Origin of the sequence: Mesorhizobium robiniae (assembly GCF_040545535.1) — a bacterium.
In the GTDB taxonomy this organism is placed as follows: domain Bacteria; phylum Pseudomonadota; class Alphaproteobacteria; order Rhizobiales; family Rhizobiaceae; genus Mesorhizobium; species Mesorhizobium robiniae.
In genome coordinates this window covers 140,924-154,895 of sequence record NZ_JBEPMC010000014.1, presented here as the reverse complement: position 1 = coordinate 154,895, position 13,972 = coordinate 140,924, and the positions used below count along the sequence as shown (strand labels likewise).

Genomic DNA, 13,972 nt, shown 5'->3' with positions numbered 1-13,972 from the left:
CTGCTCTTCAGAGAAGCGGCTACGTTTCATGTCCTGGTCCTCTCTATGGGCCAGAACGAACTTCAAACCGGATTAGATCAGAGGGGCAAGGTCACATGCCGGCAACGACGAAGCGTATTTCCTTTGGACTGCCCATCTTTCGGGCCTCGCCACGACTGCCCTGTGGCGACAAGCGCATTTCGGTCTGGCGGCGTGTAGTCTAAGGATCTGGACGCGCTGTCTCCGTTAATTGGAAGGGACCTGAATGTGGGGCGGCCCCAGAGTCTCGAAGTGAAACGGGGTGCGCACGCCGGCCGAAAACCGCTCGGCGGCCTGGAGCGCGATCGTCAACCTTTCGCGCGGTGGAGAATTTGGAGAGGCTAAGAGCGCGCCCAACGCTATTTGCTCGCCGCACCCACAGGCATCGAAATCATCTGCCGACTCGCCAACCTGATAGTCGCCCGCGATTTTGAAGAGTCGTCCGGCATAGCCGACGAGGAAGGTGCCACCGCGCTCGGCTTCGTGATGCCGCTCGGCGTAGCCGCCATCTTTCAGGCATTGGCGCAGCGCATTGACGAACTCCGTCACCATAAAGGTATAGACATCAATGTCCGGGTGTCTCTTTGGCGGCTTGAAAGAATGCGCCAACAGCTGACCCATCCTAAACGAGCTCGTAAAGCCAAAGACGAAGTCCTTGTTTCGGAAGACCTTGCGATCGGCTCTCACCGTGAGCGAGTAGCCGACCACCCCGGCACTATCGCCCCCGATGTGAACTGATCCATCGTTGATCAAACCGACAATGCACGTCATTTCCTAGCTCCACTTCCGGGCTGCATCCAGCCGTAACGATTGATTGTAGCGCCGAGCAGCCGGTCTGGCCGTTCGTTCTTCACCAACCATGCGCAACGGGAAGCAAGAACCATGCCGACGAACGTCGATGCTGATGCGAAGCTTCCTTGAAAGCGCAACCAACCGCTTCGCGCACTGCAAGCGGAATGGCTCGATGTCGACGTTCGAACATCCGACGGATGTCAGCTTCAGGACGTTCACCTTGCGCCCTGTCGCAAAAACATAATGTTTGCACCACCTGGCATGGATGCATTCGCGGCAGGTTTTCCAGTAAGCGATTTCAGGTCGCGGCATTTACGCTGAAACGTGATCCTCTGGGTGGTTGCCTTCCTATACGCCCACATATGACCCGCATCTTTGCCAAGCTTCGCTGGTGCAGGGGCCGTCCAGCTAATCACGTCCGACCCCATTTGGCTGACAATTGATGCCGCCATAATTAGCTCTGAGCCCGTCAGTCTCTCGAAAGGTAGACGTCCTATGTGCAGAAATCCGCTGCTTAGCTGCTGCGATCAGCGAGCCTGCATCAAGCGGAGACATAATGGGGAATTTGGAATGGATATAATCAATAACCTTGTTTGCGCAGCCGCTCTAGGCTCCGCTGAAACATCACACGCCACGCAACAACAGCAGCTCATGGACCAAGCGGCCTTTGAGCGGCGCTTGAGCGAGGCACCACAGAGGCCGATGCAACAAGCAGGTGCTGCTCCTTCCCGTCCCGTTGGCTCTCCCCAGCAGGAGGGCCGCCTCGATACCGAAACCCAGAAACCAAATATGAAACTTGTCGTCGTTTCGAACCGCGTTGCGACATTTAACCCCGATCAGCCCCCGACTGGCGGCCTTGCCGCTGCCCTCGAGCCCGTTGTGAGCCGTTCCGGCGCCGTCTGGATGGGGTCCTCGGGCAACTTGGGCGATGGCAATGACCGGCCCGTGGCCCTCGCGCAGTGTGGCGAGGGCCACGTGGCGAGGCTCGATCTGCCGGCCGCGCATTATCCTGGTTACTACGAGGGTTTTGCGAATTCTATGCTGTGGCCAGCGTTCCACTCGCTGCTCGACCGGGTTTCGTCAGGTGCGGAAAACCACTATGAAAGCTATCGCGAGGTCAATGCTTTCGTGGGGCGCGCGGCGTTCGACCTGAGGGATCGGGACGCATTCTGGGTGCATGATTATCATTTCCTTCCGCTGGGCGCCGATCTGCACAAACTTGGCATCGACCGGCCAATCGGCTTCTTCCTACATACGCCTTGGCCGGCGCCTGACTTGATAGAGCGAGTACCCAATCATCGTGAACTCATGAAATCGATGCTCGAATACGATCTGCTTGGCTTTCAGACCAACTGGGACCGGAATAACTTCCTTGCCTGCGTCCATTCTCATCTCGGGCTGGAAAGCAAGAACGGCATAGTGATCTCGCAGGGCAGGCAGACGCGCTGCCAAAAGTTCCCGATCGGTATCGATCCCAAGCAGTTCGCAGAAAATGCTGCGGTGTCGCTTGCGGAACAGAACGACTTTATCTCGTCCTTGCAGAACAAACTCAATGGCGCGAAGCTTGCAATCGGCGTCGACCGTCTCGACTACACCAAGGGTATCGACAACCGGATCGAAGCTTTCAATCAGGTGGTAGCAGCCGAGCCGCGGAGCATTTCGCTCTTGCAGATCGCCATACCCTCACGCACTCAAATCGCAGCGTATGGAGAGTATGAGCGTAATGTCGACAGCTTGGTCAGCCGGGTCAATGGCGAGCACGGCACGGACGAGTGGCGGCCGATTTTGTACGAGAAGAATTCTTTCACCCAGGCACAACTCGCGAGTCTTTATCGAGCCGCGCACGTTGGCGTGGTGACACCCTTGCGTGACGGCATGAATTTGGTAGCCAAAGAATATGTCGCTGCGCAAGATCCGAACGATCCTGGCGTTCTGGTCCTATCGAAGTTTGCGGGTGCAGCCGAAGACTTCAAAGAGAACGAAGCGCTGCTCGTGGATCCGACCCGCCCTGAAGAGATCGCGACTGCGATTTCCAGAGCGGCCAACATGCCGCGCGAGGAGCGCATACAACGCTGGCGAATGATGATGGATAGACTTGAAGCATATACGATCCACCATTGGTCTGCTGACTTCGTGCAGGAACTGGACAAAAGCCGGGTAACGGTGCCGGCGGATCACTTCCGACACCTCGGCCTCGGCTGGATAAACGAGGCGCAAATGCCCTCGTATGAAACCACTGCCGAGTTGGAAGCCGCGCTGAAGCACGCAATGGATAGACGTTGGGTTCTCCCGACGACGAGCAGCGCAGATCATCCGGGCGCGCGCGCCTGAGTGCGGATTCCGACGTGATGCCGGCGGCGATCAAAGGCCGGCCTGTTTTCGGCACAGAAAAGCTCGGCTCCTGGGTCAGCAACTTTGGCATCAATGGCCTCGCCATGAACGAGGACATTTTGATGCGGGCAAGAGAAGGCTGACCCCTGAGACGGTAGAGACAAAGCTTCGGCTTGCCGGAAGCGCGACAAACTCCCGCGACATTGCGGTCGTCTTGGGAGTAGCGCGCATCACTGTGCAGGATAATCTGCAGCGCGCCAACTCTTTGTCGCAACGGCGTCAAACAAGGCACGAGACGAAGCGTAGGATGGCCGACGGCGCCTTCCACGTGCCGTCCGTGAAGTGTGATCCGTTCGGCATGGTGCGGATGGCGCCGCACCTTTGTTCTGTGTTGAATGTCGCAGCCCTTTGTTACGCCGCGTCTGCGGTATCTAAACGACGACGTACATCTGAAGGTCGTTTTGAGAAGGCGCGCATGAACAACCGGTTGAACGTTGCTGGGGTTGCAAAACCGCATGCCGTATGAATATCTTTAATTGGCAGGTCTGTTTCTTCAAGAAGCGACTTTGCTCTCTTCAGCCTAATTTCTATATAAGCCTGATGGGGAGCCAGAGAAAGCTTATCCTTGAACAATCTCTCACATTGCCTCCTTGAAAGCCCACAGAGCTCGAATATGCGCTCTAGCGGCTGCGGGTTCGCGATGTTGGATTCCATGAGGCTAAGCGCTTGGGTAAAAGGGTCTGCGTTAGCGTCTCGCGGGCCAACGGGAACCTGCTGAAAATAAGGCTGGCGAATCCGGTCCACGAGCATTTTATCCAAAACGGCCTCGCAAGTGGCAGTGTCAAATAAGTCTCCAACAATACGCATGGAGAGCTCGAGAGTGGCAAGTTCACCTGGGGAGCTACACAGTTGGTGCCCGAAAGACGCGATTTGTTCTGTAGCCCGGATGCTAGGAAAATCGCGGAGAAACCGTCCGGCTTCTGCCCAGTGGACGGCGCAATCGGTGAGCTTCTCCAAGCCTGCCTCCGCCAAGAGCCAAGTGGCTGGCCCCACTGAAAAAATCCTTATGTTATTGGCGTAAATGCACCTAACAAAATCGAGTAGCGCAGGGGGATAATTCCCTTGCCATCCGCCACAGATAATTACGGTGTGAGGCTCAATATCGTCTGCAACGTAACGCGAATTTTGAAAAGTATCGTCAAGTGTCAGTTCAATCCCATCGCAAGAGCTGACCACCTTATTTGGCCATCCAAATGTACGGATGGGCGTTGCTTGATGAGTCGTCGATGCTGCATACCTCAATGGTCGCACGATTAACGCCATTGTTATCAGTGAGACTCCATCAATTACTATTATATCCACCCCCGAGTGAGGGACGGACGATTTTCTCATGTCGAATACGGTTTCTGGCACGCAACGCTCCGCAGTGTCGATTTTTTGCTGAGGACTGACCCGGCAATCTCGCCGAACTGACCCGCTTCTTGGGTATCTTAGGGCTGGGTGCGAGTGACCCTGGTCTTCTCTTTCATGGTTTGGCTCATGTGCCAGCATTCGTCATGCCCTTAAATGGCCAATTTGGGTCGCTCCCGCGGCGCTGTCACGGAATGGCTGCACGACTGAAACATCGTGAGATGTGATTTTCAGTCGGTTGTGAGGCCCCGGCTCGCATTTCGCAAGACGATATTAGGCTGTCGCCGCTGTCCACCCCGCCACATGGGGGGATGGGCAAGAACCGACGTAATCCCATCCTAATAGCACCTGTGAACAGCCAATGCCGGAATTGGCGGCCGGGACCATCAAGAGCCGATATGCGGTTGGCACGGCGACGATTTGCCGGGATCCGCGATTTCGATGTCCCGCCTTTTGCACCTTGGAAGCAGAAGAGTTGAGTGCGCCATCCCGATCATGAAAATAACCTGAAAGTGGTTTCATCGAAAAATCCTGAATCTAAAATATTAAATACATTTGAGTCAAACAAAGGAGGTTCTACGTATGTCGCGAGAAGGGGATCGCACGCTGCGAGATGGTTCCGTCGTGATTGTGACAGGCGGCGGCAGCGGAATCGGGGCGGCAGTCGCGGAACGGCTAATGGGGGTCAGCAGGGTTGTCGTTTGTGATCGAAGCGAGGCCTCACTCGATGTGGTGGCGGCGAAAACGAGAGCAGATACGGCTGTGATTGACGTCACCGACTACGGTGCGGCGCGCAAACTCGTCGCGGACTTGGTCGCTCGATATGGTCGACTGGACGGACTGGTTCTCAATGCCGGCATGGTCGTCGCCGCGCCGGTGGCTGATATGGCGATCGATGACTGGAACCGCCAGATCGACGTCAACCTGACCGCGCCCTTCGTTATGGCGCAGGCGGCGCTACCGCATCTCATCGAGAGCCGAGGGGCTATCGTGGCGGTGAGTTCGGTCGGCGCCGTGCAAACCGGCCCGGGACTTGGCGCATATGCGGCGGCTAAGGCTGGAATTGGCCAGCTCATGAAGTGTATCGCCTACGAAAATGCCCGCTTCGGGGTAAGGGCGAATACAGTGACGCCTGGATGGATCCGCACCGAGATGGGCGATGAGGAGATGAGGGCACTGCCGATTGGTGATGATCTGGAAGCCGCCTATCACAAGGTCAGCGAGCATGTGCCGCAGCGAAGGGCGGGGACCGCGATGGAGGCGGCGGAAGTCATTGCTTTCTTGCTTTCGCCTGCCGCGAGCTTCGTCAACGGTGCGGAGTATGCCGTGGATGGCGGGTCGCTGATTGCGAACTCAGGGATGACCTATTTCGACAGTCAGATGTGATATTTACGACAGGCCAAGCCCGACCGAGACGCCATGTGGGTTGTACATGCGAACTGATCCGTCCTGGTCGCCATCCGGCTGATGCTCGACCCAGTAGCAGGGTGCCGTCGCACTGGCCAAAGGGGCCGGTAGTTCGCCGGACACGCCCTCGCATCATCACACCGTCGCTATCGTCTTCCGATCGCTGACCATTGGCGGGAGTGATGATCTGTCCGGCAGTGTGGCCGTCGAGAACTTGGGCCTTGATCCAGTCAATCAGTCCTACGGTGACGTGCCGATCGGAGATGTGACCCCGATGCAGATCGGAACTGGACGCGGGGGCCCGTGGCGGTCGGTGAGGGCCGCCCAATCGGTGATCGCGGCCTTCCAGATCATAACTGAAGAACCACCCCGGTATGCTTGCTACCCCCCATCATTGGTCAGTCCCTCCGTGCAAATCATCTGAGGAAGGCAATCACCCTCGAAACGGCACCTCGACTACGCTTTTCAGCGGCCTCGATCCATAGCGGTCAAAGACGTAGACACGAAATGATAAATGCCTGAAATTAAAACGCCGAGCCCATGGCATTCTGGATAGCGAGAGAGGTTGGATTGGCGATCGCTTATCTGCGGGCATTGCACCGCAGCTCAAGCACGAACGGGCATTGGCCAGCTGATCAGCTTCGACTGTTTGGGACGATCGACACGGGTGTTTCCGACATCTTCAAGGAGGCGAGTGCGTCTGGCTGAATTCCATCGTCAGTGATGACTTCCTGCAGTTCCGCGACGTCGCAGAGCGTGCAGAAGCCAGGAACGGTGAACTTCGAGCTGTCAACCAGCAGGATTGTCTTTCTGGCAGCGGAGATCATGGCGCGCTTCATCGAAGCAACTTCCAAGGAACTGTCGGTGAGAAGCGTTCCAGTAACCGCCGATGCACCGGTCAGACAGATATCAGCATGAAGAGTTCGTATGAACTCCTCCCCGGGGTGGCCAGCTAAATTTCGAAAACCTGGCCGAATCGACCCGCCGGCCACGATCACACGCCATTGGCGAACCCCGGCACAAAATTGGGCAATATCGAGACTATTGGTAACGATAGTTAGCGGGATTTCGCGCTCTGCAGCGGCTCGGGCAGCCTCCATCACAGTGCTCGATCCGTCGAGTATCACGCTGTCGCCGGGACTCAATCTTCTGGCCGCCTCGCGACCAATTGCGACTTTTTCCGCGTGACGCAACTCGGCATTCACCTGTTCTTCCCGCTCAAATGTCGCTCGGGCCGGCTGGATCAGGTGAGCGCCGCCATGGGTTCGTTCGAGGTATCCACGGTCGACCAGATGTTCGAGGTCCCTACGGACCGTAGATTGCGAACCGCCGATCGTGTCGGCGAGTTCCTGAATACTGGCCGCGCCGTTAACTCGGAGGTGCTCAAGGATAAGGGCACGCCGCTTCGCGGGCAGAAGCTCAACTCGCTTGGTCTGCGTGTCCATTGAATCCATCGTGCTTGCGGTTCTGGTCTTTCCATTCCTACCAAATCGTGTAACCGCAATCCACCACGACCACCGCACCGGTCATCGCGCTTGAAGCGTCCGAAGCCAGGAAGAGGATCGGTGAAGCAATCTCGTCGGCTCGAGCGACGCGCTTCATTGGCGTCATATCCATCCAGATTGGCATGCGGTTGGATTGAGTGAACCCGCCCTGCGACATCGGCGTATCGACATAGGTGGGCGCCACACAATTCACTCGCACGCCGCGTTCAGCCCATTCACCCGCAAGGCTCTTGGTCATGTGGTGAACGGCAGCCTTTGCTGCATTGTAGTGGACTTGACGCTGCGGTTTGTTCGAAATCAGGCCGGACATCGAGCCCAGCGTTACGATGGATCCGCGCCCCCGCTCCAACATCGGCCGGGCGAACTCGCGACACGACCAATACGTTCCATTGAGGTCAACGTCCACTACCTTCAGCCAGACGTCATCCGTCATGTCTTCGCCGCCTGTATCGGGCCAGGCAATACCGGCATTGGCGATCAGGATGTCGACGGCGCCGTGTTTGGTGTTTGCCGCTCTCGCCGCCTCCGCAACCGCCTTTGAGTTCGTGACGTCGAGGACGACGGCTTCTACATCGTAGCCTTTTTGCTCCATCTCTCGGCGGCCCGCCTCGAGAACTTCGGTGTTCATATCTGAGATGATCACCTTCGCCCCGGCCTCGGCCAAAGCCTCTGCCGAAGACAGGCCTATGCCCCGGCCGCCGCCGGTAACAAATGCCGTGCGCCCATCGAGACGATACTTTTCAAGAAACATGAAGGACTGTCCTTACGCTCAGTGATTGCGATGGTTGAGAAGTGCCCGACCGTCAGGGCCGAACACATGAAGGCGATCGGGTGGAAAGGAAACGCGAACTGTATCACCCACTTGTCCCAGCGAAGCCTCTCCGGTCTTGACCGTCGCGAGCTTTCCGTTGCCGATGTCGATGTAAGTAAGGGTCTCGCCGCCGAGATGTTCTATCACCGTAATCTCGCCTCCGAGCGGGCCCTGGCTGTCGACGTTCAATGCCTCCGGTCGGATGCCGAGGGTAACGCGTGCGCCACGTGGTGGATCGACGGGAAGGGGAATGCGCTGCCCGCGGTTGTCTAGAATCGCCACCGCCTGTCCATTTTCCAGAGCTGTGTCAGCTTCGAACAGGTTCATCTTCGGAGAGCCGATAAACCCCGCTACGAACACAGTGGAAGGGTTCTGGTAGATTTCCATAGGGGTGCCGAGCTGCTCGATGACGCCCTTGTTCACGACGACGATCCGGTCGGCCATCGTCATCGCTTCCACTTGGTCATGCGTGACGTAAATCATCGTGGCGGAGAGTTGCTTGTGCAGGCGCGCAAGCTCGATACGCATCTGGATCCGAAGGGCCGCGTCTAGGTTGGAGAGAGGCTCGTCAAACAAGAACACTTTCGGGTCGCGGACAATGGCGCGGCCGATAGCGACTCGCTGACGCTGCCCGCCAGAAAGCTGAGCCGGGCGCCGTTGCAAGAGATGATCGAGCTGCAGAATCTTTGCGGCATCGTTCACTTTCCGGTCGCGCTCGGCCTTGCTGACCTTCGCCAAGCGCAGCGCAAAGCTCATATTGTCAGCCACGGTCATGTGGGGATAGAGGGCGTAGCTCTGGAAAACCATCGCCAGCCCGCGTTCGTCGGGACGAACCCTGTTCATGACTTGCCCATCGATCAGCAACTCGCCGCCCGATATGGATTCCAGACCAGCGATCATTCTGAGCAGCGTCGTCTTCCCGCAGCCCGAAGGGCCGACAAGGACGACGAACTCCTGATCCTTGATGTGCAGGTCAACGCCGCTTACGACCTCAAGGCCGCCGAAGGACTTGCGGATACCCTTCAAAGTTACGCTGGACAAAGTTTGTTCTCCTATTTCACGGCGCCGAAGGTAAGACCGCGGACGAGTTGTCTTTGCGTCATCCAGCCGAACACCAGGATCGGGCCAACCGCCAGCAACGAGGCCGCTGAAAGCTTCGCCCAGAACAGCCCCTCCGGGCTCGAGAAGGACGCGATGAAGGCGGTCAGCGGCGTCGCCTGGGAGGTGGATAGATTGATGCTCCAGAAGGCTTCGTTCCACGACAGGATAGTCGCGAGCAGACAGGTCGAGGCGATTCCCGGTAGGGTGAGCGGCAGGAGCAGCATCCAGAATTGCTGAAGCGGCCGGGCGCCGTCGAGCAATGCGGCTTCAAGGATTTCCCTCGGGACGTCCTTGAAGAATGTGAAGAGCATCCACACCACGATCGGAAGATTGATCAGCGTGTACATGGCGGTCAGGCCAATTCGGGTGTCCATCAACCCGACGCTTTGGAACATCAGGTAAATCGGGACCAGTACGCCAACGGCCGGCATCATCTTGGTCGACAGCATCCAGACGAGGATGTCCTTGGTTCTCTTGGTTGGATAGAACGCCATCGCATAGGCGGCTGGAAGGCTGATGAGCAACGCCAACAACGTTGACCCGCCGCAAATAACGACGCTGTTCATGAAGAAATGCGGATAGTTCGCGCGCTCGAAGACCGCCGAGAAGTTCTCAAGAGTCGGCCTAAAAAACAGGACAGGCGGAGACGAGATGGCTTGGTTCTCGGTCTTGAAGGCCGCCAGCGTCATCCACAAGATCGGGAAAGCCATCACCAGGCTGACGCCCCAGCCGAACACTGCCGTTGCTATTTTTTGAGCTGTGGACTGTTCCATCTCAGCGCTCCAGATTGTGAGCAATTGTGCGCACGAGGAAGAAGGCGACGATGTTTGCAAGCACTATCGCAACCACGCCACCCGCGGAAGCGCCACCGACATCGTAGTCAAGCAGCGCAGTTTTGTAGATCAGGAACGGCAATGTGGTGGTTGCTTCCCCAGGACCGCCGGATGTAGTCACAAGTATCTCGGCAAACACGGACAGCAGGAATATCGTCTCAATCATCACGACGATCGTCATGGATCGATAAAGATGAGGTAGGGTGATGTTCGTGAACAGCGTCCACCCGCGAGCTCCGTCCATGCGGGCGGCTTCGACCTGCTCGCGATCGAGCGACTGGAGGGAGGTCAACAAGATAAGTGTCGCAAAGGGAATCCACTGCCAGGCGACTATTATGCCGACCGAGATCAGCGGATAGTCGCTGAACCAGTCGATTGCTGGCAGGCCGACTGACTTGAGCATCCACGAGAACAGCCCGTTCACCGGGTGCATCAAAAGGTTCTTCCAAATAAGAGCGCTGACCGTTGGCATGACGAAGAAAGGTGCAATGCACAGAAGCCGAGCGATCCCGCGGCCGGGAAAGGGCGCGTCAAGTGCCATCGCGCAGGCGACGCCAAAAATGATCGTGGCAGCGAGAACGCCTACAACAAGCACAATGGTATTTTGCAATGCATGGAGGAGCGTCGGATCGGTAAGCAGGAATGTGTAATTGTCGAAGCCGGCAAAGCTGGTGCTGCTCGGATCGAGCAGATTGTAACGCCGCACCGAGAACCAGAGCGTCATCGCAAGCGGTACAATCATCCAGATAAAGAGCAGGATGACCGACGGCGCCATCAGCGGTTTCGTATTTATAAGCGGTCCCTCGTCGGAAATTACGGCGACCGTCTTGGCTTGGTTCTGTGACATGGGATTGTTGCCGTGTTCGAGCTGCTAGGAAAGCCGGGGTGGCAGCTCGGAAAACTGCCACCCCTTGACCGGCGACAGGGAGGCGCCGCCGATCAATATCGCACTGGGGACGGTTACTTCTTTGGATAACCCGCCTGCTTCATCGCCCTCGCAACGAGCGCTTGGGATTCCTTCAGAGCCTCATCGACGGATTGCTTGCCGGCGATCACAGCCGACATCTTTTGGCCAACAGCCGTTCCGAAGCTCTGAAATTCAGGGATCCCGACATAGGAGATGCCGCGATAGGGAACCTTATCCTGCGTCGCATCGGTCGGATTCGCCGTCTGGATGGTTTCCAGCGTCAGCTTCGCGAACGGCGCAGCGCTGATGTATTCCGGCGTCTCGTAGGTCGACGTACGCGTGCCGGGAGGCACGGCCGCCCAGCCATTGGCTTGGGCAACGAGTTTGATATAGTCCTGCGAGGTCGCCCAGTAGATAAACTTTTTCGCAGCGTCCCCATTCTTGGTCGAGGCAGGCACTGCCAAGGCCCATGACCACAAATAGTGGTTGCCCTTGTTGAACTTACCGACAGGCGGGTGAGCGTAGCCCAACTTGTCGGACACCTGGCTCAGCTTAGGGTCAGAAAGCATGCCCGCAGCAACCGTCGCGTCGACCCACATGCCGCACTTTCCGCTTGCGAACAGGGCCAAGGTTTCATTGTAGCCGTTGGAAGCGGCGCCAGGCGGGCCGTACTTCTTCAGCAGATCGACATAGGTCGAAACGCCTTCCTTCCACGGTGCGGTGTCAAGTTGCGGCTTCCATTCCATGTCGAACCAACGACCGCCATAGCTGTTCACGACGGGGCCGATCTGCCCCATGTTTTCACCCCAACCTGGCTTGCCGCGCAGGCAGACACCGTAGATGTCCTTGTCCTTGTCCGTGATTTTCTCCGCGAACTGGCCGATCTGTTCCCAGGTCGGCTGGTCGGGCATCTGAATGCCGGCCTTGTCAAAGAGATCCTTGCGATAGAACGTCATCTGGCTCTCGGCGTAAAACGGCAGGGCGTATAGCTTGCCGTCGATCGAAAGCCCGTCGCGGACCGATTTCAGGACATCATCTAGCTTGTAGTCGGCGGGGATGTTCGAGAATTCGGAAAGCCAGCCCTTCTCGCCCCAAAGTGGCGTCTCGAACATGCCGATCGTCATGATGTCGTACTGGCCGCCCTGGGTGGCGATGTCCGTCGTCACCTTTTGGCGAAGCACGTTCTCCTCGAGGATGACCCAGTTGAGCTTGATGTCCGGGTTCTTCTGCTCGAAGTCCTTCGAGAGTTTCTGCATGACGATCATGTCGTTGTTGTTGACCGTCGCGATAGTTAGCGTCGTTTCCGCCAGGGCTTGCGTTCCCAGAAGCGCCGTCGCGCCAAGCAGCAGTCCAATAAATGTTTTCTTCATTTTCTCCTCCAAAACGCCGGATGATGGCGCGTGCACGGACACCGCGTCCGAATTCCTGTTTCAAGAAAGCTAAAGCCAGGCGCCGTGCGCCTGGGTCTTGTGCCCGAGCACAAGCAGGCACCCGGCCGTAAAACTGTCGCCGAGACCTAGAGTTGTCTGGGGCCTTTCGAGGAAGGGGGCCGAACAGGCCACGAAGGTCCACTCGCCCCGGCGCGCATAGGCTTCGAACGGCAGCGGTTGGAATTCCGCTTCCGGTGCGAGCGTCACAACATCCACCGGGCTGCCGTTTGCGGCTCTGGCTGACGCGATCGCGCAGCCTGTCATCAATGCACTGAGCTCCAGATTCGGGTCGCTCTTGGTTACTGCTGCCGCCCATGTGTCCGCATGGACGCAAACGCGATCGAGACCCAGACGCTCGCCCAGCGAAATCATGGCATTCAAAGGAAGCTCGGCGTCAGGGTACATCCCGATGAGTTCGGAATGGCTCATTCCTATCGATGTGATCGATCCACGAAGATCTGCCAGGACCAGGCTCAGGGCTTCTTTGGATGAATATCCAGCCAATTCGAAATGAATTGTCTTCAACCCTTTGGCGCGCCAGGCTCGTGCGAGCGCAAAAAGCTTTTCGGAGGCTTGGGGCAGATCGGCAAAAGCTGTGTCATTCAGGCCAGACAGGAGGCCTGCTGCCGCGCTCGAAGCAAGGCGAACCGATAGCTTGTCGAACTCACTGTCGTCCTGGAGGCCGCGGTCTAGGAACCGGACAATAATGCGTGAAGAACGTCGCGGAATTACGTCGCCAATTGGCCTCCCTGCCGTGTACTCGAAGATGAATGTCTCAGGGACAGCCGGCTCGCGGGGCACGATCTCCGATGCATCAACTAGTTTGTCATGCTGAGCGACGAGCACTCCCGGCGGTATTTGTTTCAACATGAACGGGTGGCGGTCTTCCAATGCGATCACCGCACGCGCACCCAGCTTTGATAGCACCCATGCTGCCTGCGGTCCGGTCCCGCCAAGAGCATGACTCAGCGTGATCCTGCCCCGCAGCCAATCAGGACCTTCAGGCCAATCGAACTTGATTTCTCCGCCAACACCTCTGGCGGCACGATCCTGAAGCGTTTTGAAAAGATCGTGCGCTCGCGAAGCCGGTGGGGCGTTTGCCAAGGCATCCATGTCATGCATGTCAGCCCGAGCATCGACGACCGTGCTCATCCCGCAGAGGAACACCCCTTGGGAAAGAGGGCCACCCTGACAGCTCCCCGCCGCCTTGGGCAGCGACTGGATGGCAGCGGTCAGCGCTGAATAGCGCGAACGCCAATTGGCGCCCAGCGTCTCATTCATGCGAGTTCTCCTCCCAAGTCGAACGTTATCGCCTTCTCTAATCAATTTCTACCAAATTCTCTCACCGTGTCAATCATTATCAAAGCCAGATCGTGCAAGTTTTTCTAAATGTGCCAAAAATCTACCCTTTTGGCATCGTTAAGAAG

General features: G+C 57.4%; 12 protein-coding genes. 3 read left to right on the top strand and 9 right to left on the bottom strand.

Translation table 11 applies throughout. The annotated features are described in order from the left end of the window. Positions 1 to 225 precede the first annotated feature (225 nt). Positions 226 to 789, bottom strand: coding sequence for a hypothetical protein (locus ABID19_RS29905; RefSeq protein WP_006204368.1), 564 nt, complete (start codon positions 787 to 789; stop codon positions 226 to 228). A gap of 591 nt (positions 790 to 1,380) precedes the next feature. Between ABID19_RS29905 and ABID19_RS29900 the strand changes: the two genes are divergently transcribed. Together ABID19_RS29900 and ABID19_RS29895 are read left to right on the top strand one after the other, a co-directional pair. Beyond that, positions 1,381 to 3,141: an alpha,alpha-trehalose-phosphate synthase (UDP-forming) gene (locus ABID19_RS29900; protein ID WP_263806611.1), complete on the top strand. Its 1,761-nt coding sequence runs from the start codon at positions 1,381 to 1,383 to the stop codon at positions 3,139 to 3,141. Between the two features lie 17 nt (positions 3,142 to 3,158). Beyond that, complete coding sequence (locus ABID19_RS29895; RefSeq protein WP_006204365.1) at positions 3,159 to 3,284, top strand: hypothetical protein; 126 nt, start codon at positions 3,159 to 3,161, stop codon at positions 3,282 to 3,284. A 268-nt stretch (positions 3,285 to 3,552) separates the two neighbouring features. Here ABID19_RS29895 and ABID19_RS29890 read toward each other — a convergent pair whose 3' ends face one another. Next, complete coding sequence (locus ABID19_RS29890; RefSeq protein ID WP_006204364.1) at positions 3,553 to 4,158, bottom strand: helix-turn-helix domain-containing protein; 606 nt, start codon at positions 4,156 to 4,158, stop codon at positions 3,553 to 3,555. Between the two features lie 975 nt (positions 4,159 to 5,133). Here ABID19_RS29890 and ABID19_RS29885 point away from each other — a divergent pair. Beyond that, entirely contained in the window at positions 5,134 to 5,937 is an 804-nt protein-coding gene (locus tag ABID19_RS29885; RefSeq protein ID WP_263806610.1) for an SDR family NAD(P)-dependent oxidoreductase, read from the top strand. A 656-nt stretch (positions 5,938 to 6,593) separates the two neighbouring features. Here the strand turns inward: ABID19_RS29885 and ABID19_RS29880 are convergent. The 7 genes from ABID19_RS29880 to ABID19_RS29850 form a co-directional block, all read right to left on the bottom strand. Beyond that, positions 6,594 to 7,403: a DeoR/GlpR family DNA-binding transcription regulator gene (locus tag ABID19_RS29880; protein ID WP_263806609.1), complete on the bottom strand. Its 810-nt coding sequence runs from the start codon at positions 7,401 to 7,403 to the stop codon at positions 6,594 to 6,596. A gap of 37 nt (positions 7,404 to 7,440) precedes the next feature. Continuing rightward, positions 7,441 to 8,214: an SDR family NAD(P)-dependent oxidoreductase gene (locus ABID19_RS29875; RefSeq protein WP_263806608.1), complete on the bottom strand. Its 774-nt coding sequence runs from the start codon at positions 8,212 to 8,214 to the stop codon at positions 7,441 to 7,443. Between the two features lie 18 nt (positions 8,215 to 8,232). Next, the gene (locus tag ABID19_RS29870; RefSeq protein WP_318528297.1) at positions 8,233 to 9,315 is read right to left on the bottom strand and encodes an ABC transporter ATP-binding protein; all 1,083 of its coding nucleotides are present in this window, start codon (positions 9,313 to 9,315) and stop codon (positions 8,233 to 8,235) included. An 11-nt stretch (positions 9,316 to 9,326) separates the two neighbouring features. Continuing rightward, entirely contained in the window at positions 9,327 to 10,148 is an 822-nt protein-coding gene (locus tag ABID19_RS29865) for a carbohydrate ABC transporter permease (protein ID WP_263806607.1), read from the bottom strand. 1 nt (position 10,149) lies between these two features. Then, a complete protein-coding gene (locus ABID19_RS29860; RefSeq protein WP_263806621.1) occupies positions 10,150 to 10,983 on the bottom strand; it encodes a carbohydrate ABC transporter permease in 834 nt (277 codons plus the stop codon). Positions 10,984 to 11,168: 185 nt separating this feature from the next. Continuing rightward, entirely contained in the window at positions 11,169 to 12,485 is a 1,317-nt protein-coding gene (locus ABID19_RS29855; protein ID WP_263806606.1) for an ABC transporter substrate-binding protein, read from the bottom strand. A 69-nt stretch (positions 12,486 to 12,554) separates the two neighbouring features. Beyond that, the gene (locus tag ABID19_RS29850) at positions 12,555 to 13,826 is read right to left on the bottom strand and encodes an ADP-dependent glucokinase/phosphofructokinase (protein WP_263806605.1); all 1,272 of its coding nucleotides are present in this window, start codon (positions 13,824 to 13,826) and stop codon (positions 12,555 to 12,557) included. Positions 13,827 to 13,972 lie beyond the last annotated feature (146 nt).

Bases quoted from the DNA above. Each gene is read 5' to 3' on its own strand.
- ABID19_RS29905 (WP_006204368.1), bottom strand. From the start codon at position 789: ATGACGTGCATTGTCGGTTTGATCAACGATGGATCAGTTCACATCGGG.
- ABID19_RS29900 (WP_263806611.1), top strand. From the start codon at position 1,381: ATGGATATAATCAATAACCTTGTTTGCGCAGCCGCTCTAGGCTCCGCT.
- ABID19_RS29895 (WP_006204365.1), top strand. From the start codon at position 3,159: ATGCCGGCGGCGATCAAAGGCCGGCCTGTTTTCGGCACAGAAAAGCTC.
- ABID19_RS29885 (WP_263806610.1), top strand. From the start codon at position 5,134: ATGTCGCGAGAAGGGGATCGCACGCTGCGAGATGGTTCCGTCGTGATT.
- ABID19_RS29880 (WP_263806609.1), bottom strand. From the start codon at position 7,403: ATGGACACGCAGACCAAGCGAGTTGAGCTTCTGCCCGCGAAGCGGCGT.
- ABID19_RS29875 (WP_263806608.1), bottom strand. From the start codon at position 8,214: ATGTTTCTTGAAAAGTATCGTCTCGATGGGCGCACGGCATTTGTTACC.
- ABID19_RS29865 (WP_263806607.1), bottom strand. From the start codon at position 10,148: ATGGAACAGTCCACAGCTCAAAAAATAGCAACGGCAGTGTTCGGCTGG.
- ABID19_RS29860 (WP_263806621.1), bottom strand. From the start codon at position 10,983: ATGGCGCCGTCGGTCATCCTGCTCTTTATCTGGATGATTGTACCGCTT.
- ABID19_RS29855 (WP_263806606.1), bottom strand. From the start codon at position 12,485: ATGAAGAAAACATTTATTGGACTGCTGCTTGGCGCGACGGCGCTTCTG.
- ABID19_RS29850 (WP_263806605.1), bottom strand. From the start codon at position 13,826: ATGAATGAGACGCTGGGCGCCAATTGGCGTTCGCGCTATTCAGCGCTG.